Source organism: Streptomyces sp. NPDC090119 (genome assembly GCF_044747085.1).
GTDB lineage: Bacteria > Actinomycetota > Actinomycetes > Streptomycetales > Streptomycetaceae > Streptomyces.
The window spans coordinates 160,635-182,712 of sequence record NZ_JBIVDK010000005.1 but is presented as its reverse complement, the minus strand read 5'-3'; the positions used below and the strand labels follow the sequence as shown (position 1 = coordinate 182,712).

Sequence of the window (22,078 nt, the reverse complement as noted above, 5' to 3'; positions counted from 1 at the left end):
GAGCTGGCGTCCCTTTAATCAGGGGGCGTTCGGCCGTACGCACCTGCGACAATCGGTCCATGACCACCACGCTCAAGGCGAAGCTCCACGACGACCTCAACGCCGCGATCCGCGAGCGCGACGAGCTGCGCTCCGCGACGCTCCGGCTGACCCTCTCCGCGATCACCAAGGAGGAGGTCGCGGGCAAGGAGAAGCGCGAGCTGTCCGACGACGAGGTCCTCAAGGTGATCACCAAGGAGGCGAAGAAGCGCCGTGAGGCCGCCGACGCGTTCGCCCAGGGTGGCCGTCCCGAGCAGGCCGAGCGGGAGAAGGCGGAGGGCGAGCTGCTCGCCACCTACCTGCCCAAGCAGCTCTCCGACGACGAGCTGACCACGATCGTGGCCCAGGCCGTCGAGGAGGCGAAGGCGGGCGGGGCCGAGGGGCCGCGTGCCATGGGCGCCGTCATGAAGATCGTGAACCCCAAGGTGGCCGGCCAGGCCGACGGCGGCCGGGTCGCCGCGATCGTGAAGCAGCAGCTCCAGGGCTAGAGACGCGTACGACAGTGGGGCCGCGCCTTGAAAAAGGTGCGGCCCCACTGTCGTACCGAGAACTCAGTTCCGGCGTCCGCCGTTCGCGTTCCCCTGCACCTGGTTCCCCGGCTTCGGCTTGGTCGGCTTCGGCTGACCGGCGCCCGGGTGGCCGCCGTTGTTGCCGCCGTTCCCGCCGTTCCCGCCGGTCAGGCCGCCGAAGAGGCCGCCGATCAGGCCGCCGCCCGGCGTGCCCTGGCGCCCGCCGTTGCCATTGCCGTCACCGCGGCCGTTGCCCCCGCCGTCGCCCTTGTCCTGCTCGTCGGGGATGTCGATCGTGTTGAAGTCGGGCGCGTCCTTGCCCACGAGGGCGCCGGACATCGCGTCCCGCCAGATCGGACCCGGCACGCCACCACCGAAGACCAGGTCGTGATACGTCCCGCCGATGGTGATGCCCATCATCTTCACGTCCTGCCGGGCGCTGCCGACCCAGACCGCGCCGGACATGTTCGGGGTGTAGCCGACGAACCAGGCGTTCTTCCGGCCGTCCGTCGTACCCGTCTTGCCCGCGCTGTCCCGGTCGTTCAGACCCGCCTCCTGGCCGGTACCGGAGTCGATCACGTCCCGGAGCAGGGTGTTGACCGTGTCCGCCGTCTTCTCGCTCATCGCCCGCGAACACGTCGACTTCGGCACCGGCAGCGACTTCTCCTCGTCGCCCGCCTTCTCCGTGATCGACTCGATGCTCACCGGCGAGCAGTACATGCCGCGCGCGGCGAAGGTGGCGTACGCGTTGGCCATGGTCAGCGGGGACAGGCCCTTGGCACCGAGCGCGATGGACGGCTCCTGCGGCAGCTTCGAGCCGTCGCCCTGCACCACGTGCAGCTTGTCGGCCAGCTTGGCCACCGGGCACAGCCCGATGTCGGAGATGAGCTGCACGAAGTAGGTGTTGACCGACTTGGCCATCGCCTCCTTCATGCGGTACGGGCCCTTCTCGGACTCGTTCTCGTTCTCCACCGTCTCCTTCTCGGTGTTGCGGTAGGGCGTGGCACCGCAGCGCTGGACGGGGCTCGGATAGTTCATCTTGTACGGCGCCGAGTACGCCTGCGTCGGCGGCTTGCCGCCCTCGATCGCGGCGGCGGCCACGAACGGCTTGAACGTCGAACCCGTCGGGAAGCCGAAGTTGGACCCGCCCAGGTCGCGGTCGACCGAGAAGTTGTACTCGGTCTCGTCCTTGCCGTAGCCGAACGGCTTCGACTGGCCCATCGCCAGCACCTTGCCGGTGCCCGGCTGCACCAGGGTCGAGGCCGCCGCCACCGAGTCGGACTTGTAGACGTGGTCCTTCAGCGAGTCCTGCAGCGACTTCTGCGCCTGCGGGTCCAGCGTCGTACGGATCGTCAGGCCGCCCTTGTTCCAGAGCTTGGCGCGCTCCTCGCGGGTCTTGCCGAAGACCGGGTCGGTGAGGAAGACGTTCTCGACGTACTTGCAGAAGAAGGCGGAGTCGCGGGTCGCGGTGATGCAGCCGTTCTTGGGGCGGCTGACGTGCAGGCCCAGCGGCTCCTGGCCCGCGCGGTCGGCCTCGGCCTGGGAGATGTCGCCCAGCTCGGCCATGCGCTGGAGCACGGTGTTGCGCCGCTTGGTGGCCTCGGCCTCGTCGTTCACCGGGTCGTAGCGGCTCGGGGACTGCACGATGCCCGCCAGCAGGGCGGACTCCTGGAGGTTCAGGTCCTTGGCGGGCTTGGAGAAGTAGCGCTGGGCCGCGGCCTCGACGCCGTACGCCTGCTCGCCGAAGAAGGTGATGTTGAGGTAGTTCTCCAGGATCTTCTTCTTGCCGAGCTTCTCCTCGATCTGGATCGCGTACTTCAGCTCGCGGACCTTGCGGCCGAGTGTCTGCTGGGTGGCCTGGGCGACCTTGGTCGGGTCGTCCCCGGCCTCCTCGATGAAGTAGTTCTTCACCAGCTGCTGGGTGAGGGTGGACGCGCCCTGGGCGACGCCGCCGCTCTGCGCGTTCTTGTTCAGCGCGCGCAGCACACCCTTGAGGTCGATCGCGCCGTGCTGGTAGAAGCGCGAGTCCTCGATGGCGACGATGGACTTCTGCATGTAGGGCGAGATGTCCTTCAGCTCCACCACCGTGCGGTCACGGGAGTAGACGGTGGCCATCTGGTTGCCCCGGCTGTCCAGTATGGTCGTGCGCTGGCTGAGCTGGGGGCTCTTGAGGTTGGCCGGGATCTCGTCGAAGCCCTGCACCGAGCCCTTCGCGGCGAGGCCCAGCGCCCCGGCGGCAGGCAGTGCGATGCCCGCCATCACCGCCCCCGCGAGCACGCTGACACCGAGGAACTTGGCGGCCTGCTGCGTGGCCGACAGACCACCGCCCGAGCGCTTCTTTGGCATGGGAGCAGCCTAAGCCGTGGTGATAAGCGTTCCGGGGGAGCGACGGGCCCTCGGGCGGTTCGGGTGCAGGATCGTGACGTCCGGTCGGGTGGCGCGACGGCATGCGGGCATCACGGCGTGGCAAAGCGGGGGCTCAGGTTGTCATTCGCCGGACACACGCACAGGCATTGGCCTAAGCTGCTCTCAACTGTCACAGCGGCGGGGCCAGGTAGCAATACGTCCGGCGACCCCGAATCGTTCCGGAGTGCTCCGCCTCTCCCGGCGGGGACGTGTCCGAAACCGCCTCGTGTGTCACCCGGCGCCCCATGTGCCGCACCACAACCGTCCCGCTTTGCCGGGATGATCACGCATGTCGCCAGCTCACTCCTCCGGGTGATCTGCCGCTTACCCATAGTCCGTTCGGGCCATTCAAGATTGGGCCCGAAGGGGGTGTTGCGCTGTCCGCGCCTTCCGTAACGTCCTCAACTGGCGGCGGTGAATATGCCGCTGCCGCCGTGGGGGAGCCTCGATTCGGGAGAGGACGGCGCCGGTATGGGCTGGGTTACCGACTGGAGTGCGCAGGCCGCCTGCCGCACTACCGATCCGGATGAACTGTTCGTGCAGGGAGCAGCGCAGAACAGGGCCAAGGCGGTGTGCACCGGTTGCCCGGTGCGCACGGAGTGCCTGGCCGACGCGCTGGACAACCGCGTCGAGTTCGGCGTGTGGGGAGGCATGACGGAGCGCGAGCGCCGGGCGCTGCTGCGCCGCCGGCCCACCGTGAGCTCCTGGCGGCGGCTGCTGGAGACCGCCCGCTCGGAGTACGAGCGCAGCACCGGCATCGTGCCCCTCGACGACGACGAGGTGTACGAGAACTACGCGGCCGTCAGCTGAGGCTTCGCCTCCGGCATAGACCGGTGGCACCGAGGGCCGACGTGAGCCGGGTACGTCCGCGGCACGGCGCTGCCGCGGCGGAGCAGGGCGCCGCACGCGCCCGCCCGTGCTGCCGCACGCCGGGGCGCGCCGCATGCCCGCGAGCGCCCGGGACCGCTACGACAGTTCCGTGTGCCCCGCCGCCAGGCGGTCGCCGATGTCGCGCAGGCCCGTGAGGTCGTGCACATCGCCGGGGAGCGCGGGCACTTCCACGATGGCCACCTCGGGGTGGTCGCTGATGAAACGGTCCCGCGTGCGCTGTTCGCGTGCGAGCAGCCGCATGCGCTCGGCGTGCAGCCGCAGCAGACCCGCGGTCAGTTCGTCCACGGGCTGGTCCGGGTCCGGTGTGGGGGAGCCGTCCTCGGGGTGCGGAGCGGTGTCGGAGACCGAGACGGAATCTGAACTTCCGTCCGTTTCAGGGGAGTTACGAACGTCAGCCTTCCCGTCCCCCTGATCCACAATGCCGGGCCCGGCAAGATTTTCCGCGGCGGTGAGCGCCCGCTCGGCCGACAGCCGGGTGGCGCCGCTGCCGTGGACGCGGTTGAGCACCAGCCCGACCAGCGGCATCTTCTCCGCGGCCAGCCGCTCCACGAAGTACGCCGCCTCGCGCAGCGCGTCCCGCTCCGGCGCCGCCACCACCAGGAACGCCGTCCCCGGTGCCTGCAGCAGCTTGAAGGTGGCGTCCGCGCGGGTGCGGAAGCCGCCGAAGGTGGTGTCCATCGCGGAGACGAACGTCTGCGCGTCCTTGAGGAGCTGACCGCCCAGGATCTTGCCCAGGGTGCCGGTCATCATCGACATGCCGACGTTCAGGAACGCCATCCCCGCGCGGCCGCCCAGTTTCGCCGGGGCGGTCAGCAGCCGGATCAGCTTGCCGTCCAGGAACGAGCCGAGTCGCTTCGGCGCGTCCAGGAAGTCCAGCGCGTTACGGGAGGGCGGGGTGTCGACGACGATGAGGTCCCACTCGTCCTTGGCCCGCAGCTGGCCGAGCTTCTCCATCGCCATGTACTCCTGCGTGCCCGCGAAGCCGCCGGAGACCGTCTGGTAGAAGGGGTTCGCCAGGATCTGGGCCGCCCGCTCGGGGTCCGCGTGCGCCTCCACGACCTCGTCGAAGGTGCGCTTCATGTCGAGCATCATGGCGTGCAGTTCGCCCGGCTCGGCGCCCTCGCCCAGGGCGTCGGCGCGGCGGTCCTCGGTGCCCTTGACCCGGCGCGGCACGTTGTCGAGGGAGTCGATGCCCATCGACTGGGCCAGCCGCTTGGCCGGGTCGATGGTGAGGACGACCACCTTGCGGCCGCGCTCGGCGGCCCGGAGGGCGAGCGCGGCGGCCGTGGTCGTCTTGCCGACGCCGCCGGAGCCGCAGCACACCACGATCCGGGTCTGCGGGTCGTCCAGCAGCGCGTCCACGTGCAGCGTCGGTGCCGGGGACAGGCCGGAGCGGGCGTCCGGGTCGGCAGTGGTCTGCGGGTCCGGACTCATGACAACCCCTGCTTCCGCAACTCGGTGGCCAGTTCGTTGAGGCCCGCCAGGTCCATGTCCTCGGCGAGCAGCGGCAGCTCGTCCACTCGCAGGCCCAGCTCGTCGAGGACCGCGCGCTGCTCCTGCTCCAGCGCGTGCCGCTCGGCGTACTCGGCGGCCTGCGTCAGCAGCGGGTCGACCAGCCGCTCGGCGTGCCCGCCGCGCCGCGCTCCGCCCAGGCCCGCCGAGGACAGCGCGCGGGCGACGGCGGGGTGCGGCACGGTGCCGGCGAGGTCCAGCTCGGCCGCGTCCAGCAGCTCGGGGCGGACCATGTTCACGATGACGCGGCCCACCGGGAGCCCCGCCGCGCGCAGTTCGGCGATGCCGTCGGCGGTCTCCTGGACCGGCATCTCCTCCAGCAGCGTGACGAGGTGCACGGCCGTCTCCGGGGACTTCAGCACCCGCATCACGGCCTGCGCCTGATTGTGTATCGGGCCGATCTTGGCGAGGCCGGCCATCTCGTCGTTGACGTTCAGGAAGCGGGTGATACGGCCGGTGGGGGGCGCGTCCATCACGACGTGGTCGTAGAGGAACGCGCCGCTCTTGTCCTTGCGGCGCACCGCCTCGCACGCCTTGCCGGTCAGCAGGACGTCCCGCAGTCCCGGCGCGACGGTGGTGGCGAAGTCTATGGCGCCGAGTTTTCTCAGCGCCCGGCCCGCTCCGCCGAGTTTGTAGAACATCTGGAGATAGTCCAGAAGGGCCTGTTCGGCATCGATGGCGAGGGCATACACCTCCCCTCCGCCAGGAGCGGTGGCGATCTTCCGCTCCTCGTAGGGCAACGCCTCGGTCCCGAAGAGCTGAGCGATGCCTTGCCGACCCTCGACCTCGATGAGAAGCGTGCGCTTCCCCTCACTGGCGAGGGCCAGCGCTAGAGCGGCGGCGACCGTCGTCTTTCCGGTCCCGCCCTTGCCGCTGACGACCTGGAGCCTGCTCACGTCTTCGAGCCTAACCAGTCCGGGCGACACTCACGCGGGAGGCTGTGGATAACAGCGACTACAGTCGGCCCATGACCAAGTGGGAATACTCAACTGTGCCGCTGCTCGTCCACGCCACGAAGCAGATCCTGGACAACTGGGGCGAGGACGGCTGGGAGCTCGTCCAGGTCGTGCCGGGCCCCAACCCCGAGCAGCTCGTCGCCTACCTGAAGCGCGAGAAGCAGGCGTGAGCGCGGTCGAGGCCCGGCTCGCCGACCTCGGCCTCACGCTGCCGGAGGTCGTGCCGCCCCTGGCCGCCTACCAGCCCGCCGTGCAATCCGGTGTGTACGTGTACACCGCGGGCCAGCTCCCGATGGTGGACGGACAGCTTCCGGTCACCGGCAAGGTCGGTGCCGAGGTCACGGCCGAGGAGGCCAAGGACCTGGCCCGGATCTGCGCGCTGAACGCGCTGGCCGCCGTCAAGTCCGTCACCGGCGACCTGGACCGGATCGCTCACGTCGTGAAGGTCACCGGCTTCGTCGCGTCCGCCGCCGACTTCACCGGCCAGCCCGGTGTCCTCAACGGCGCCAGCGAGCTGCTCGGTGAGGTCCTCGGCGACAAGGGCGTGCACGCTCGCAGCGCGGTGGGTGTCGCGGTGCTCCCGCTGGACGCGCCGGTCGAGGTCGAGATCCTGGTCGAGCTGGTCCCGTAGCCCGTTCGGCCGTAGGCCCGGTAGCTCTCGAACATCTGCCCTGTTCGGGATAGCCTCCGCCCATGGCGAACGGTCAGTGGTACCCCCCGGAGTGGCCCGACCGCATCCGCGCCCTCGCGGACGGCACGCTCACTCCCGTCGCCCCGAGGCGGGCGGCGACCGTGCTGCTGCTCAAGGACACCCCGGCCGGTCCGGCCGTCCACATGCTGCGCAGACGCGCCTCCATGGCCTTCGCCGGAGGCGCGTACGCGTATCCGGGCGGCGGTGTCGACCCGCGCGACGACGACCACCACGTCCGCTGGGCGGGCCCCACGCGCGCGTGGTGGGCGGACCGGCTGGGCATGGAGCCGGGCGACGAACTGGGTGCTCAGGCGATCGTCTGCGCGGCCGTCCGCGAGACCTACGAGGAGGCCGGCGTCCTGCTCGCCGGGACCGGCCCCGACTCGGTCGTCGGCGACACCAGCGGCGACGACTGGGAGGCCGACCGGGCCGCCCTGGTCGCGCACGAGCTGTCCTTCGCGGAGTTCCTGGACCGCAGGGGGCTGGTGCTGCGCTCCGACCTGCTGGGGGCGTGGACCCGCTGGATCACCCCCGAATTCGAGTCCCGGCGCTACGACACCTGGTTCTTCGTCGCCGCCCTGCCCGCGGGCCAGCACACCCGCGACCTGTCCACCGAGGCCGACCGCACGGTGTGGACGCGGCCCGCCGAGGCCGCCGCCGGGTACGACGCGGGCGAGCTGCTGATGATGCCGCCCACCATCGCCACCCTGCGCCAGCTGCTGCCCTACGGCACGGCCGCGGACGCCCTCGCGGCGGCGCCGGAGCGCGATCTCACCCCGGTGCTCGCCCGGGCCCGGCTGCTCGACGGCCGGGTGGAGCTGAGCTGGCCGGGGCACGAGGAGTTCACCCGCGACGTCCCGGCCGCTCCGGGCACGCGGGGAGGCACGGCATGACGGACGCCGCGGCCCTGCCCGGCCAGCCCCGCGACGTGGTCCGTACGGGCCGGGCGACCGAGCGCGCGGTGAACGTGCTCGCGCCCAACGCCTCGCCCATGACGCTGGACGGCACCAACACCTGGATCGTCGCCGAACCCGACTCCGACCTGGCCGTGGTCATCGACCCCGGCCCGCTGGACGAAGGCCACCTCCGCGAGGTCGTCGACATCGCCGAGAAGGCGGGCAGGCGGATAGCGCTCACCCTGCTCACCCACGGCCACGCCGACCATGCCGAGGGCGCCGCCCGGTTCGCGGAGCTGACCGGCACGCGCGTGCGCGCGCTCGATCCGGCGCTCCGGCTGGGGGACGAGGGGCTGGGCGCCGGTGAGGTGGTCACGGTCGGCGGTCTCGAGCTGCGCGTCGTACCGACGCCCGGCCACACCGCCGACTCCCTGAGCTTTCATCTCCCGGCCGACCAGGCCGTGCTCACCGGCGACACCATCCTCGGGCGCGGCACGACCCTGGTCGCCCACCCCGACGGCCGCCTGGGCGAGTACCTGGCCTCCCTGCGCCGACTGCGCTCGCTGACCGTGGACGACGGCGTGCACACCGTCCTGCCGGGCCACGGCCCGGTCCTGGAGGACGCCCAGGGCGCCGTCGAGTTCTACCTCGCCCACCGCGCCCACCGCCTCGCCCAGGTCGAGACAGCGGTCGAGAACGGCCACCGCACCGCCGAGGCCGTCGTCGCCCACGTCTACGCCGACGTCGACCGCTCCCTGTGGCCCGCCGCGGAACTCTCGGTCCGTGCCCAGCTGGACTATCTGGGCGAGCACGGGCTGATCTGAGCCCCGGCGCGTTAGCGTGGCCGCGTGATCACGATGGAATGGGACGGCCTCACCGACCGCGAGCAGTTCGGCGAAAGGTACCGCCAGGAGCGGGACCACTTCGCGGACCTGGCGCGGGACGCCCACTGGAACGCCGTGTTCGTCGAGCTGGGCGAGCGGCCCGAGTGGGCGAACCTGCCCCGGCCCGGTATACGCAGCGGGTTCGCCCCACTGCACCAGGCGGCCTGGCACGGCGCTGACTTCGCCGTCGTCTCCCGGCTGATCGCGCACGGCGCCTGGCGCACCCAGCGCACCCGCGACGGCCGGCGCCCCGTGGACATCGCACGGGAACGCGGACACACGGGGTTGCTGGACTTGCTGGAACCGGTCGAGGTGCGGCCCCTCCCCACCCCCGCGGACGCGCTGGAACGGCACCTCCACGCGCTGCTACGGGACCGGACCGGCCGCTGCCTCGAGCAGACCGAGCACGTGCTGCCGCCCCTGTCTCCGCTGACGGAGGGCCCGGCCGTCAGCATCGTCTTCCCGGTGGTCGGCATGATGGGCGGCTTCACCTACCGCCTCCAGCAGGATGTTCTGCAGGTGCACGGCCACTCGCGGATGGACTTCGGCGACGGCAGCCACTACCGGGTGACCGCCACGGGTTGGTCCCAGAGCTGATCCCCTAGGCCGGGTCATCCGGACGGCGGCTCTTCTCGCCGTGCACGCGCGCGTACTCCGTCGCCAGCCACGGGCCCAGGTCGTCCACGTAGCCGCGCAGGATCGCGGGGTCCCCGACCGGCTCGCGGCCGTAGCGGGCGGCCACACGGAGTTGGGCGGCCCGGCGGGGGTGGTAGGCGCCGAAGACCTCCGCCATCTCGGCCAGGTCGCTGGTCCAGCCGTTCCAGCGGGGCATGACCAGGGTGAAGCCGGTGCGCACCAGGTGCCGGGACATGAACCGGACCAGCGGACGCCGGGCCTCCTCGGTGTCGGCGGCGCCCGCGATCCGCTCGCGCCAGCGCGGGAGCAGCCGGGCCAGGTCGCCGTTGGTCTCGCGGGCGAGCAGCGGAGTGGGCCGGTAGCGGGGCAGGTGTCCGGCGAGGTCGTCCCCGAGCAGCGGGGTGCACAGGCAGGCCAGGAACCAGCCCATGTCGTACCGCTCGGCCTCGCTCAGCAGCCGGGCCTCGCTGAACAGCAGCGGGCCCACGCCGTCGATCTCGGGAAACCGTCGGTCCAGGGCCGCGCCGAGCGCCGCCATGGCGGTCCGGTCGGCGTCGGTGGGCTCGCCGCGCAGCGCGACCAGGAGGTCCAGGTCGCTGCGGCCCACGCGCGCGGTGCCGCGCGGGATCGACCCGTAGAGGTAGCCGCTGTGCAGCCGCGCCCCGAAGGTCTCCGCCAGCCCGTCCCGCGCGGCGGCCACGACGGGACGGAACGCGTCCCGCACGCGCGCGAGGGAGCCTTCACGGGCGATGAACCCCTCGGCGTCGAGGCCGTGCGGGGCGGGCGGTCCGGACATGCCGACACTGTGCACCGCCAAAGGCGGCGGTGCAGGTCAATTACGGGCAGGCGTCAGCGCGACCGCTTCGCCAGGCGCTCCACGTCCAGCAGGATCACCGCGCGGGCCTCCAGGCGGAGCCAGCCGCGCTGGGCGAAGTCGGCGAGCGCCTTGTTGACCGTCTCGCGGGAGGCGCCGACCAGCTGGGCCAGCTCCTCCTGGGTGAGGTCGTGCACCACGTGGATGCCTTCCTCGGACTGCACGCCGAAGCGGCGGGAGAGGTCCAGCAGGGCGCGGGCGACACGGCCGGGCACATCGGAGAAGACCAGGTCGGACATGGCGTCGTTGGTCTTGCGCAGCCGACGCGCGACGGCCCGCAGCAGGGCGCCGGCGACCTCGGGGCGGACGTTCAGCCAGGGCTGGAGGTCGCCGTGGCCGAGGCCCAGCAGCTTGACCTCGGTCAGCGCGGTCGCGGTGGCCGTACGCGGGCCGGGGTCGAAGAGCGACAGCTCGCCGATCAGCTCGCTGGGACCGACGACGGCCAGCATGTTCTCCCGCCCGTCGGGGGAGGTGCGGTGCAGCTTGACCTTGCCCTCGGTGACGACGTACAGCCGGTCGCCGGGGTCGCCCTCGTGGAAGAGGGAGTCGCCACGGGCGAGGGTCACCTCGCTCATGGAGGCGCGCAGCTCCGCGGACTGCTCGTCGTCAAGAGCCGCGAAGAGCGGGTTGCGCCGCAGAACGTCGTCCACGAGTTCTCTCCTTGTCGAGCTGCTCAGGGGATGTTCCTCCCCAGCGTGCCAGGGGACCGTGTTCCCCGTTTTACCGGACGGTCCAAACAGTGTGATCTGTCACAAGGATGCCGCACAGGTGTCCCGGGGTAAGCGGCAGGGGTCCAATCGGGGGCCGATCTTCCAGGTCCGGAGCGTATGTCAGTGCCGGGCTCTAGGCTGGCCGGGTGTCCAAATCGCCGGTGAGAGCACAGGCCGAGGGGGCTGGGCGGGTGGTTGCACGACGTGATTCCGCCGTGGGCGAACAGGATTCCGATGGAAGTGGCAAAAAGGTGAAATCCATAAAAAAGGACTCCGCGAAGGCCGCCGGTCCGAAGACTGGTCCGAAGCCCGGTCCGAAGACCGGTGAATCGCATACCGCCCTGGTCCGCCGCGCCCGCCGGATCAACCGCGAACTCGCCGAGGTCTATCCGTACGCCCACCCCGAGCTGGACTTCGAGAACCCTTTCCAGCTCGTGGTCGCCACGGTCCTGTCGGCCCAGACCACCGACCTGCGCGTCAACCAGACCACCCCGGCGCTGTTCGCCAAGTACCCCACCCCGGAGGACCTCGCGGCGGCCGACCCCGCCGAGGTGGAGGAGATCCTGCGGCCCTGCGGCTTCTTCCGGGCCAAGACGCGCTCCGTCATAGGGCTGTCCAAGGCGCTCGTGGAGGACTTCGGCGGCGAGGTCCCCGGAAAGCTGGAGGACCTGGTCAAGCTGCCCGGAGTCGGCCGCAAGACCGCCTTCGTGGTCCTCGGCAACGCCTTCGGCAGGCCCGGCATCACCGTGGACACCCACTTCCAGCGGCTGGTGCGGCGCTGGAAGTGGACCGAGGAGACCGAGCCCGACAAGATCGAGGCCGCGGTCGGCGCGCTGTTCCCCAAGAAGGACTGGACCGACCTCTCCCACCACGTCATCTGGCACGGCCGCCGCATCTGCCACGCCCGCAAGCCCGCCTGCGGCGCCTGCCCCATCGCCCCGCTCTGCCCCTCCTACGGCGAGGGCGAGACGGACCCGGAGAAGGCCCGCAAGCTCCTGAAGTACGAGAAGGGCGGCTTCCCCGGCCAGCGGCTCAACCCGCCCCAGTCCTACCTGGACGCGGGCGGCATCGCGGCCCCGCCGCTGGGGGCCGGATGACGGAACGATCCCGGTACACGCGGGCGTTGGACACGGCAGCAGGGGGTGGCATGACGTACACGCGTGACACGCACGAGAGCCCGGTGGCGCTGCGCAGAGAGGGGCTGCCGGGCTGGCTGGAGCCGGTGGCGCGGGCCGCCGAGACGGTCCAGCCGCTCCAGCTCAGCCGCTTCCTGCCGCCCGAGGACGGCGGCGGCCGCCAGTCGGCGGTGCTGATCCTGTTCGGCGAGGGCGAGCGCGGCCCCGAGCTGCTGCTGATGGAGCGCTCCGGCTCGCTGCGCTCCCACGCGGGCCAGCCCTCCTTCCCCGGCGGCGCCCTGGACGCGGTGGACGGCGACCCCAAGACCGACGGCCCGCTGCGGGCGGCGCTGCGCGAGGCGGAGGAGGAGACCGGGCTCGACCCGGCCGGTGTCCAGCTCTTCGGCGTGCTGCCCGCCCTCTACATCCCGGTCAGCGAGTTCGTCGTCACCCCCGTCCTCGGCTGGTGGCGCGAGCCCAGCCCGGTCGGTGTCGTCGACCCGGCCGAGACCGCCCGGGTCTTCACCGTCCCCGTGGCGGATCTCACGGACCCCGCCAACCGCGCGACCACCGTGCATCCGAGCGGCTACCGGGGTCCGGCATTCCTGGTCGAATCGGCCCTCGTGTGGGGGTTCACGGCCGGGGTGATCGACCGGCTGCTGCACTACGCGGGCTGGGAGCGCCCCTGGGACCGCACCCGGCAGGTCCCGCTCGACCGCTGGTCGTGACAGGGTGGCGTGCGTGTTCCTTACCGCGGAGAAAGTCGATGGGCGGGGCCTGAAGCGTTGAACGTGCTGGACATCCTGCTGCTGCTGGCCGCCGTGTGGTTCGCGGTCGTGGGCTACCGCCAGGGCTTCGTCGTCGGCATCCTGTCGGTGATCGGCTTCCTCGGCGGCGGCCTGCTCGCCGTCTACACGCTGCCCCTGGCCTGGGACGCGGTGACCGACGGCGCCGAGGTCAGCACCGCGGCCGCCGTCGTCGCGGTCATCGTCGTCATCGTCATCGCCTCCGTCGGGCAGGCCCTCACCACCCACCTGGGCAACAAGCTGCGCCGCTACATCACCTGGTCCCCGGCGCGCGCGCTGGACGCCACCGGCGGCGCCCTGGTCAACGTCGGCGCGATGCTGCTGGTCGCCTGGCTGATCGGTTCCGCGCTCGCCCAGACCACGCTGCCGACGCTCGGCCGCGAGGTCCGCGGCTCCAAGGTGCTGGTCGGCATGGACCAGGTGCTGCCCGCGCAGTCCAACGGCTGGTTCAAGGACTTCACCTCGGTCCTCGCGCAGAACGGCTTCCCGCAGGTCTTCAGCCCGTTCTCCGACGAGCAGATCCGCGAGGTCCAGCCGCCCGACCCGGCCCTGGCGGGCGGCGCGGTGGCCACCCGGGCCCAGCGCTCCATCGTCAAGGTCACCGGCACCGCCCGCAGTTGCGGCAAGGTGCTGGAGGGGACCGGTTTCGTCTTCGGCGAGCGGCGCGTGATGACCAACGCGCACGTCGTCGGGGGCGTGGACGAACCCACCGTCCAGATCGGCGGCGAGGGCCGCACGTACGACGCCACCGTGGTCCTCTACGACTGGCGGCGCGACATCGCCGTCCTGGACGTGCCCGACCTGAAGGCGCCCGTGCTGAAGTTCGCCGCCGAGGACGCCGAGAGCGGGGACGGCGCGATCGTGGCCGGCTTCCCGGAGAACGGCGCGTACGACGTGCGCGCGGCGCGCGTGCGCGGGCGCATCACGGCCAACGGCCCCGACATCTACCACCGGGGCACGGTCGGCCGTGACGTGTACTCACTCTTCACCACCGTCCGCCAGGGCAACTCCGGCGGCCCGCTGCTGACCCCTCAGGGCAAGGTGTACGGCGTGGTGTTCGCCAAGTCGCTGGACGACGCCCAGACCGGCTACGCCCTCACCGCCGACGAGATCCGCCAGGACATCGCGCGGGGACGGACGGCGAACAGCCAGGTGGGTACCGACAACTGCGCCCTGTGAGGCGACCGCGTGCCGCGAGGCGACCTGAGCGCTGCGAGGCGACCGCGTCCCGAGAGGTGACGCGGGTTCAGGTGCGCGCGGTGTGACGCAGGCGTACGGAGACCCAGCGGGCCCGGCGGCGCAGGATGCGCGGAATCCCCACCCTCGGGTCCGCCTCCGCGAGTTGCGGCGTTCCTGGTTGCGGCGAATCCGGCCCGGAGGCCGAGCGTCGTTCGCGGGGTGCGTCACCGTAGTCGTGCGTCCAGCCCATACCCCGACGTGTGCCCCCGCCCCAAGGTCGATAACCGCGTCCGGGCCCCCCGATCGGCCTATGCGTCAGGCATGTGGCAGTTCGGTGAGTAAACAGTCGGAAACGGTCAGGAAAACGGACACTCGGCGCGCCCGAACGGTCACCGGTCGGGTTCGGGGTCCTTCAGCCAGCTGATCAGCTCGGAGGAGAACGCCACCGGGTCCTCCTCGTGCGGGAAGTGCCCGAGCCCGTCGAACAGCCGCCAGCGGTACGGCGCCTCCACGTACTCGCCCGAACCGGCCGCGCTCCGCGTGCGGGTGACCGGGTCCAGCGAGCCGTGCAGATGCAGGGTGGGCACCCGGACCGGCCGCTTCATCCGTCGGTTGAACTGGATGCCGTCCGGCCGGACCAGCGACCGCACCAGCCAGCGGTACGGCTCGATCGAGCAGTGCGCCGTCGACGGCACGCACATCGCCCGCTGGTACGCCGCCACGTCCGCGTCCTCCGGCAGCCGGGGCCCGGACCAGTTCCGGATCAGCTCGCCCACCAGCGCGCCGTCGTCCGCGGTGAGCTGCCGCTCCGGAATCCACGGCCGCTGGAAACCCCAGATGTAGGAGCTGGCCGCCGTCTGCCGGGCGTCCCGCAGCATCGCCGCACGCCAGCGCCTCGGGTGCGGCATGGACGACACCGCGAGCCGTCGCACCAGCTTGGGCCGCATCGCCGCCGCCGTCCACGCCAGGTAACCGCCCAGGTCGTGGCCGACCAGCGCGGCGTCCGGCTCACCGAGCGAGCGGATCACCCCGGTGACGTCCAGCGCCAGGTTGGCCGGGTCGTACCCGCGCGGGGTGCGGTCGCTGCCGCCGACGCCCCGCAGATCCATGGCGACGGCCCGGTAGCCCGCGCCCGCCAGCGCGGACAGCTGGTGCCGCCAGGTCCACCAGAACTGCGGGAAGCCGTGCAGCAGCAGCACCAGGGGGCCGTCGCCCAGTTCGGCGATGTGGAAACGCGCGCCGTTGGCGGCGACGTCCCGGTGCGTCACCTGCTCCCCGGAGGGCAGGTCGAGGCGTACGGCTGGGGCGGCGGCGGGTTCCGTCATGAGGACGAGCGTGCCACAGCCTTGCGCGCCTGGTCCGCCGGAGGCAGCTCGCGCGGGTGCGGCTTGGCCTTCTGGAGCACGCCGGCCGACTGCTTCATGGACGCGGCGACCTTCTGCGGCCCCTTGCTCTTCTTGGCCTTCTTGGCGAACACCACTCCGACCAGGGCGAGCAGACCGGCGACCAGCACATTGGCGGCGAAGGACAGCAGGAAGCACACCGCGAGGTTCCAGTGGCTCCAGGTCCGGATGCCGTACGCCAGCGCGAAGCTGAGCATCGGCAGCGAGAACACCAGCACCGCGCCCGCGACCGAGAAGGCCCCGCCGCTCGCCGCGCCTCGCTTCACGTCCCGCTTCAGCTGCGCCTTGGCCAGTGCGATCTCGTCGTGCACCAGCGCCGACATCTCGGTCGTCGCCGAGGCGACCAGCTGGCCGATGCTGTGTTCGGCGCCGACCGGCCTGCCGTCGGGTGCGCTCATCGCGTTCTCTCCCTCTGCTCTGTGTGCCGTCTTGTTTTGTACCGTCTCGTCAGATCATGCCGGACGACCGTTCTCCTCGCCTGCCCCGCCCGGCACTTCGGCACGCGCGTGGCGCGCGGCACGGGACAGTTCGGCGGCGATACGCCGGTGTTCGGCGGCCTTCCCCTCATGGATCCCGGCCATGCGCAGGTGGTAAGCCGGGTCGTCCTGCTCGTAGACGTCGGGGATGCCGTCCAGGTCCTCGTCGCGGTCCTCGTCCTCGCACATCCGCCGGTACTTGGCGTTGCGCACCCTCAGCAGCACGGTCGCACAGATGGCCGCGATCAGCGATCCGACGAGGACCGACGCCTTCACCTCCTCGGTGAGCGCGGTGTCCCCGGCGAAGGCCAGCTCGCCGATGAGGAGGGAGACGGTGAAGCCGATCCCGGCGAGCGTGGCGACCGCGAAGACGTCCGCCCAGGCCAGCCCCTCGCCCAGCGAGGCACGGGTGAAGCGCACGGTCAGCCAGGTCCCGCCGAAGACCCCTACCGTCTTGCCGACGACCAGCCCGAGCACCACGCCGAGCGTCTCCGGCCGCGTGAACACCTGGGCCAGCGCCTCGCCGGACACCGGCACACCCGCGCTGAACAGGGCGAACAGTGGCACCGCGAGCCCGGCCGACAGGGGCCGCACCAGATGCTCCAGCCGCTCACCGGGCGACCGCTCCTCACCCTCACGGGTGATGCAGCGGAGCATCAGGCCCATCGCCACCCCGGCGATGGTCGCGTGCACGCCGCTGTTGTACATCAGCGCCCAGATCACCAGCGCCAGCGGCACGTACACGTACCAGCCGCGCACCCCCTTGCGCAGCAGCAGCCAGAACAGGACGAGGGCGACGACGGCCCCGCCGAGCGCGGCGAAGTCGATCCGGCTGGTGAAGAAGACGGCGATGATCAGGATGGCGAAGAGGTCGTCGACCACGGCGAGGGTCAGCAGGAAGGCGCGCAGCGCGCTGGGCAGCGAGGTGCCGATGACCGCGAGGACGGCGAGCGCGAAGGCGATGTCGGTGGCCGTGGGCACCGCCCAGCCAGCCAGGGAGCCGCCGCCGGTGAGGCTGGTGAGCGTGTACACCAGTGCGGGTACGGCCATGCCGCACAGCGCGGCCACCACGGGCAGCACGGCGGCCCTGGGGTCGCGCAGGTCCCCGGCGACGAGTTCACGCTTCAGCTCGACCCCGGCGACGAAGAAGAACACCGCGAGCAGGCCGTCGGCCGCCCAGTGGGCGACGGAGAGGTCCAGGCCGAGGGCCGCGGGGCCGAGGCGGAAGTGGCTGACGGACGCGTAGGCGTGGCTCAGCGCGGGGATGTTGGCCCAGATCAGTGCCGCGACGGCGGCGGCGAGCAGGAGGACACCGCCCACGGTCTCGGTGCGCAGCGCGTCCGCGACGGCGGTCCGCTCGGGCAGCGACAGCCGGTCGAGTGCCTTGCGGGCGACCTTGGGGGTGCGGGGCGCGGCCACGGTGGGAACCTCCGGCTGGTGGGCATGACAGAACGCTTGCCGACCAGACTTCCCGGCGCACCTCGAGGCACGGACCACTGCCGCACTTTGTTTACTTTACCTAAGATCGGGTGCCCCGGCGCGCTCGCCGGGACACCCGATCTCCGCCGTGCTCAGTCCTCGCTGGAGGAGGACGGCAGCTTGGACTGGATGAGATCCATGACCGTGGAGTCGGTCAGCGTGGTGACGTCCCCGAGCTGACGGTTCTCCGCGACGTCCCGCAGCAGCCGCCGCATGATCTTGCCGGAGCGCGTCTTGGGCAGCTCCGCGACCGGCAGTACGCGCTTGGGCTTGGCGATCGGGCCGAGGGTGGCGCCGACGTGGTCGCGCAGTTCGGCCACCAGCTTCTCGTCCTCGGCGGCCGTGCCGCGCAGGATGACGAACGCGACGATCGCCTGCCCGGTCGTCTCGTCGGCGGCGCCCACGACGGCCGCCTCGGCGACGGCCGGGTGCGACACCAGCGCCGACTCCACCTCCGTGGTCGAGATGTTGTGGCCCGACACCAGCATCACGTCGTCCACCCGGCCGAGCAGCCAGATGTCCCCGTCGTCGTCCTTCTTGGCGCCGTCACCGGCGAAGTACTTGCCCTCGAAGCGGGACCAGTAGGTGTCCAGGAAGCGCTGGTCGTCGCCCCAGATGGTGCGGAGCATCGACGGCCACGGCTCGGTGAGGACCAGGTAGCCGCCGCCCCCGTTCGGCACCTCGTTCGCCTCGTCGTCGACGACGGTGGCGCTGATGCCGGGCAGCGGGCGCTGCGCGGAGCCGGGCTTGGTCTCGGTGACGCCGGGCAGCGGCGAGATCATCATCGCGCCGGTCTCGGTCTGCCACCAGGTGTCCACGACCGGGGTGCGGTCGGCGCCGATGTTCTTGCGGTACCAGACCCACGCCTCGGGGTTGATCGGCTCGCCCACCGAACCGAGCACCCGGAGCGAGGTCAGGTCGAACTGTGCGGGGATGTCGTCGCCCCACTTCATGAACGTCCGGATCGCCGTCGGCGCGGTGTACAGGATCGAGACCCGGTACTTCTCGACGATCTCCCAGAACCGGCCCTGGTGCGGGGTGTCCGGGGTGCCCTCGTACATCACCTGGGTCGCGCCGTTGGCCAGCGGGCCGTAGACGATGTAGGAGTGCCCGGTGACCCAGCCGACGTCGGCCGTGCACCAGTAGACGTCCGTCTCCGGCTTGAGGTCGAACACGGCCGAGTGGGTGTAGGCCGTCTGGGTGAGGTAGCCGCCCGACGTGTGCAGGATGCCCTTCGGCTTACCCGTGGTGCCGGAGGTGTAGAGGATGAACAGCGGGTGCTCCGCGCCGAACGCCTCCGTGGTGTGCTCGGCCGACTGGCGCCCGACCAGCTCGTCCCACCACACGTCCCGCTCGGCGTCGAACGCCACGTCCTGCCCGGTACGGCGGACCACCAGCACGTGCTCGACGATGCCAGCCTTGGCGACCGCGCCGTCCACGGCGGGCTTGAGCGCGGACGGCTGGCCGCGGCGGTAGCCGCCGTCGGCGGTGATGACGACCTTGGCGTCCGCGTCCTTGATGCGGGTCGCCAGCGCGTCCGCCGAGAAGCCGCCGAAGACCACCGAGTGCGCGGCGCCGATGCGGGCCGAGGCCAGCATGGCGATCGCCGTCTCGGGGATCATCGGCATGTAGATGGCGACCCGGTCGCCCTTGCGGACACCCAGCTCCAGCAGCGCGTTGGCCGCCTTGGAGACCTCGTCCTTCAGCTCGGCGTAGGTGAGGGAGCGGCTGTCGCCCGGCTCGCCCTCGAAGTGGATGGCGACCCGGTCGCCGTTCCCCGCCTCCACATGCCGGTCCACGCAGTTGTAGGCGACGTTCAGCTCGCCGTCCTCGAACCACTTGGCGAACGGCGGGTTCGACCAGTCCAGCGTCTTCGTCGGCTCCTTGGCCCAGCTCAGCCTGCGGGCCTGCTCGGCCCAGAAGCCGAGCCGGTCCGCCGCGGCCTGTTCGTACGCCTCGGCCGTGACGTTGGCGTTCGCGGCCAGATCGGCCGGCGGCGCGAAGCGTCGCTCCTCCCGAAGAAGGTTGGCCAGGCTCTCGTTGCTCACGACATCTCCCTTTCCCAGGGTGTCCGTTGTGTCCCGGGCCACACCCCATCAGACGTCGGAGCTGATGACAAGGGTGGACCGCAGAATTGGTTTAGACCTTTCTGCGGTCACCGCGAGGGCGGCCGCTCAGAGCAAGCTGCCCACCTCCGCCCCCTCTCGCACGTCCTCCCGCACCTCGTGGAACACCTCTGCGTCCGCCCCCTCCCCGAGCAGGTACGCCCGCGCCTCGCCGACGTGGAAGTACATGCCGTGCAGCTCCAGCGATCCGGCCGCGAGGGCGCGCGCGACCGACTCGTGCGCCCGCAAGTGCGCCAACTGCTGCACCACATTGGTCAGGGACAGCTCCTCCACCGCGTCGGCCACCGGACGCGTGGCGAGCCGGGGCGGCTCCGGCCCGTCGGCCCGCCGGGCCAGACTCGGCTCCCCGTACCTGAGCCACCGGCGCAGCGGGGTCGCGGCGGCACCGGGCTCGGCGGCCAGCAGCGCCTGCATCGCCCCGCACCCGGAGTGGCCGCACACGGTGATCGACCTGACCCCGAGCACGTCCACCGCGTACTCGATGGCGGCGGCCACCGAGTCGTCGGCGTGCTCCTGGCCGGGCGGCGGCACCAGGTTGCCGACGTTGCGCACCACGAACAGGTCACCCGGCCCACTGGCGGTGATCATCGAGGTGACGAGCCGGGAGTCGGCACAGGTGAGGAAGAGCTGCGAGGGCCGCTGCCCCTCCCTGGCCAGCCGGGCCAGCTCCTCCCGCACCAGCGGGGCGGTGTTCCGCTGGAACGAGCTGATGCCACGGGCGAGTTCATGGCTGTCGGGGCGGGGACGGGATTCGCCGGAGCGGTCGGCCGCCCCCTTCTCCGCGCCCTTCCGCGCGGCCGCCACCGGCATGTCGCACCGGTGATTCCGCCACGGTGTCCAGGGCCTGCACCGGCAGACGGTGGAGGACGGCGCACCCGCGCTCCGCACTCCGGTGCGGCGGTCCTTCAGCTCGGCGGAGCCGCCCCGCGCGGTGTGGGAGTTCTGCCAGTCCTGGAGCGACTCGTACGCCGCGTGGTCCATGAACGAACCGTCCAGCTCCACCACGGCACGGGTGCCGTGAGGCACGCGGTGCAGGGCTCTGCTGAGCCGGGGCACGGCGAGGAACGTCAACTGGCCGCGGACCCGGAGGTGATGGACCCCCTCCTTCTCCTCGTGCGTGACGCGGGTGTGGGTGAGGCGGTGCAGGGCGAGGGCGACGGCCACGGCGATGCCGAGGAGGACGCCCTCCAGGACACCGAGGCACACCACGCCGAGGGTGGTCGCGGCGTACACCGGCACCTCGCGGTGGCGGGTCACCGTACGGATGTGGTTCAGGGACACCATCTGGATGCCGACGGCCATCACCAGGGCGGCGAGCGAGGCGAGCGGGATCTGCTCCAGGAGCGGAACCAGCAGCAGGGCGGCGACCACCACGAGGGCGCCGTGCAGCATCGTGGAGTTCCGGCTCACGGCACCTGAGTTCACGTTCGCCGTGCTCCGCACCGCCACTCCGGCGACCGGCAGGCCGCCGAGCGCGCCGGAGACGATGTTCGCCGCGCCCTGGCCGAGCAGTTCGCGGTCGAGGTCGGAGCGCCCGACGCGGGCCGGACCGGTCCGTCCGGCGGCCAGCTTGTCCACGGCCACCGCGCCCAGCAGCGACTGCACGCTGCACACCAGCGTGGTGGTGAGCACGGCGGCGACGATGCCGAGCGTCGGTCCCTCGGGCAGTCCGGCCAGCGCGTGGCTGCGCCAGGAGGGGAGATCGACGCGGGGCAGGGTGAGCCCGGCGAGCGCCGCCGTCACGGTGGCCCCGATGACGGCGACCAGCGCGGCGGGGACCTTGCGCAGCAGCCTGCCCGCGGGGTCCGGGATGCGGGGCCAGGCCAGCAGCAGGGTCAGGGTCAGCACGCTCATCACCAGGGCCGCCGGGTCGAGACGGGCCAGCTGGGCGGGGAGTGACCGCAGGTTGGCGAGGACGGAGCTGTCCGGCTTGCCGCCGAGCACGATGTGCAGCTGGGCGACGGCGATGGTGACACCGATGCCCGCGAGCATGCCGTGCACGACCGCCGGGCTGACGGCCAGCGCGCCGCGCGCCACCTTGAGGCAGCCGAGGCCGAGCTGGGCGAGTCCGGCGAGGACGGTGATGCCGCAGGTCGCCCGCCAGCCGTACTGGTGGATGAGGTCGGCGGTGACCACGGTCAGACCGGCGGCGGGCCCGCTGACCTGCAGCGGGCAGCCGCCGATCCGCCCGGCGACGATCCCGCCGACCGCCGCGGCGACCAGCCCTGCCTGGAGCGGGGCGCCGGTGGCGAGGGCGATGCCCAGGGAGAGCGGCAGGGCGATGAGGAAGACGGCGATGGCCGCCGAGACGTCGGCGCTCTCGACGCGGAAACGGCGGCGCCGGGGCGGTGGGGTGGTGTGGGGCGGGGAGTGCTCGGTACGAGGTGGTGCGCAGGCTGACATGTTCCCGTCTCCTCCGGGGCAGCGCGGTCGCGGTCTGTGGGGTCCCGCCCGGGGCGGGGGTTCGGTCGCGGCCGTGGGTCACGGCGT

Annotated in this window: 21 protein-coding genes; 10 read left to right on the top strand and 11 right to left on the bottom strand. The window is 71.7% G+C overall.

The window, feature by feature from the left end:
• Positions 1-59: 59 nt before the first annotated feature.
• The gene (locus tag ACIPPM_RS22350; protein WP_389004230.1) at positions 60-527 is read left to right on the top strand and encodes a GatB/YqeY domain-containing protein; all 468 of its coding nucleotides are present in this window, start codon (positions 60-62) and stop codon (positions 525-527) included.
• 63 nt (positions 528-590) lie between these two features.
• Here ACIPPM_RS22350 and ACIPPM_RS22345 read toward each other — a convergent pair whose 3' ends face one another.
• Complete coding sequence (locus ACIPPM_RS22345; protein ID WP_401450560.1) at positions 591-2,894, bottom strand: transglycosylase domain-containing protein; 2,304 nt, start codon at positions 2,892-2,894, stop codon at positions 591-593.
• Between the two features lie 531 nt (positions 2,895-3,425).
• Between ACIPPM_RS22345 and wblA the strand changes: the two genes are divergently transcribed.
• On the top strand, positions 3,426-3,764 hold the full coding sequence (gene wblA, locus ACIPPM_RS22340; protein WP_401450557.1) for a transcriptional regulator WblA: 339 nt from the start codon (positions 3,426-3,428) through the stop codon (positions 3,762-3,764).
• 156 nt (positions 3,765-3,920) lie between these two features.
• On the opposite strand, the gene ACIPPM_RS22335 is transcribed toward wblA, so the two are convergent.
• Both ACIPPM_RS22335 and ACIPPM_RS22330 read right to left on the bottom strand, forming a co-directional pair.
• The gene (locus tag ACIPPM_RS22335; RefSeq protein WP_401450555.1) at positions 3,921-5,279 is read right to left on the bottom strand and encodes an ArsA family ATPase; all 1,359 of its coding nucleotides are present in this window, start codon (positions 5,277-5,279) and stop codon (positions 3,921-3,923) included.
• Positions 5,276-6,253 (bottom strand): ArsA family ATPase, encoded by a 978-nt coding sequence (locus ACIPPM_RS22330; protein WP_401450552.1) that lies wholly within the window; start codon positions 6,251-6,253, stop codon positions 5,276-5,278. The genes ACIPPM_RS22335 and ACIPPM_RS22330 overlap by 4 nt, the downstream gene beginning before the upstream one ends.
• Positions 6,254-6,324: 71 nt before the next feature.
• Between ACIPPM_RS22330 and ACIPPM_RS22325 the strand changes: the two genes are divergently transcribed.
• The 5 genes from ACIPPM_RS22325 to ACIPPM_RS22305 all read left to right on the top strand — a co-directional run bounded on the left by ACIPPM_RS22325 (position 6,325) and on the right by ACIPPM_RS22305 (position 9,381).
• Complete coding sequence (locus tag ACIPPM_RS22325; protein ID WP_018547934.1) at positions 6,325-6,483, top strand: DUF4177 domain-containing protein; 159 nt, start codon at positions 6,325-6,327, stop codon at positions 6,481-6,483.
• Positions 6,480-6,944: a RidA family protein gene (locus ACIPPM_RS22320; protein WP_401450550.1), complete on the top strand. Its 465-nt coding sequence runs from the start codon at positions 6,480-6,482 to the stop codon at positions 6,942-6,944. The genes ACIPPM_RS22325 and ACIPPM_RS22320 overlap by 4 nt, the downstream gene beginning before the upstream one ends.
• 62 nt (positions 6,945-7,006) lie before the next feature.
• Positions 7,007-7,897 carry an NUDIX hydrolase gene (locus ACIPPM_RS22315; RefSeq protein WP_401450548.1) on the top strand — a complete coding sequence of 297 codons (891 nt, stop codon included), beginning with the start codon at positions 7,007-7,009 and terminating at the stop codon, positions 7,895-7,897.
• Positions 7,894-8,724: an MBL fold metallo-hydrolase gene (locus ACIPPM_RS22310; protein ID WP_401450546.1), complete on the top strand. Its 831-nt coding sequence runs from the start codon at positions 7,894-7,896 to the stop codon at positions 8,722-8,724. Before ACIPPM_RS22315 ends, ACIPPM_RS22310 begins: the two co-directional genes overlap by 4 nt.
• Before the next feature lie 33 nt (positions 8,725-8,757).
• Positions 8,758-9,381 (top strand): ankyrin repeat domain-containing protein, encoded by a 624-nt coding sequence (locus ACIPPM_RS22305; protein ID WP_401451464.1) that lies wholly within the window; start codon positions 8,758-8,760, stop codon positions 9,379-9,381.
• A gap of 4 nt (positions 9,382-9,385) precedes the next feature.
• Here ACIPPM_RS22305 and ACIPPM_RS22300 read toward each other — a convergent pair whose 3' ends face one another.
• On the bottom strand, positions 9,386-10,216 hold the full coding sequence (locus ACIPPM_RS22300) for a nucleotidyltransferase (RefSeq protein ID WP_401450544.1): 831 nt from the start codon (positions 10,214-10,216) through the stop codon (positions 9,386-9,388).
• A gap of 53 nt (positions 10,217-10,269) precedes the next feature.
• Positions 10,270-10,944, bottom strand: a complete 675-nt coding sequence (locus tag ACIPPM_RS22295) for a Crp/Fnr family transcriptional regulator (protein WP_030811441.1) — start codon at positions 10,942-10,944, stop codon at positions 10,270-10,272.
• Between the two features lie 320 nt (positions 10,945-11,264).
• Here ACIPPM_RS22295 and nth point away from each other — a divergent pair, with 320 nt between their 5' ends.
• Genes nth through ACIPPM_RS22280 form a run of 3 tightly spaced genes read left to right on the top strand, consistent with a single transcriptional unit; the run spans position 11,265 to position 14,104 of the window.
• Entirely contained in the window at positions 11,265-12,101 is an 837-nt protein-coding gene (gene nth / locus ACIPPM_RS22290) for an endonuclease III (RefSeq protein WP_401451461.1), read from the top strand.
• Positions 12,102-12,151: 50 nt separating this feature from the next.
• The gene (locus tag ACIPPM_RS22285) at positions 12,152-12,847 is read left to right on the top strand and encodes an NUDIX hydrolase (protein ID WP_401450542.1); all 696 of its coding nucleotides are present in this window, start codon (positions 12,152-12,154) and stop codon (positions 12,845-12,847) included.
• Between the two features lie 57 nt (positions 12,848-12,904).
• Complete coding sequence (locus ACIPPM_RS22280) at positions 12,905-14,104, top strand: MarP family serine protease (protein ID WP_401450540.1); 1,200 nt, start codon at positions 12,905-12,907, stop codon at positions 14,102-14,104.
• A gap of 67 nt (positions 14,105-14,171) precedes the next feature.
• Here the strand turns inward: ACIPPM_RS22280 and ACIPPM_RS22275 are convergent, their stop codons facing one another.
• From ACIPPM_RS22275 to ACIPPM_RS22250, 6 genes are all read right to left on the bottom strand, one after another.
• Positions 14,172-14,354, bottom strand: coding sequence for a hypothetical protein (locus ACIPPM_RS22275; protein ID WP_078858501.1), 183 nt, complete (start codon positions 14,352-14,354; stop codon positions 14,172-14,174).
• Positions 14,355-14,493: 139 nt separating this feature from the next.
• Positions 14,494-15,429, bottom strand: coding sequence for an alpha/beta fold hydrolase (locus tag ACIPPM_RS22270; protein ID WP_401450537.1), 936 nt, complete (start codon positions 15,427-15,429; stop codon positions 14,494-14,496).
• Positions 15,426-15,905, bottom strand: coding sequence for a phage holin family protein (locus ACIPPM_RS22265; RefSeq protein ID WP_401450534.1), 480 nt, complete (start codon positions 15,903-15,905; stop codon positions 15,426-15,428). The genes ACIPPM_RS22270 and ACIPPM_RS22265 overlap by 4 nt, the downstream gene beginning before the upstream one ends.
• Positions 15,906-15,959: 54 nt before the next feature.
• Positions 15,960-17,402 (bottom strand): Na+/H+ antiporter NhaA, encoded by a 1,443-nt coding sequence (nhaA, locus tag ACIPPM_RS22260; protein ID WP_401450532.1) that lies wholly within the window; start codon positions 17,400-17,402, stop codon positions 15,960-15,962.
• 152 nt (positions 17,403-17,554) lie between these two features.
• The gene (gene acs / locus ACIPPM_RS22255) at positions 17,555-19,510 is read right to left on the bottom strand and encodes an acetate--CoA ligase (RefSeq protein ID WP_401450529.1); all 1,956 of its coding nucleotides are present in this window, start codon (positions 19,508-19,510) and stop codon (positions 17,555-17,557) included.
• A gap of 126 nt (positions 19,511-19,636) precedes the next feature.
• On the bottom strand, positions 19,637-21,991 hold the full coding sequence (locus tag ACIPPM_RS22250) for a bifunctional SulP family inorganic anion transporter/carbonic anhydrase (RefSeq protein ID WP_401450527.1): 2,355 nt from the start codon (positions 21,989-21,991) through the stop codon (positions 19,637-19,639).
• Positions 21,992-22,078: the final 87 nt, after the last annotated feature.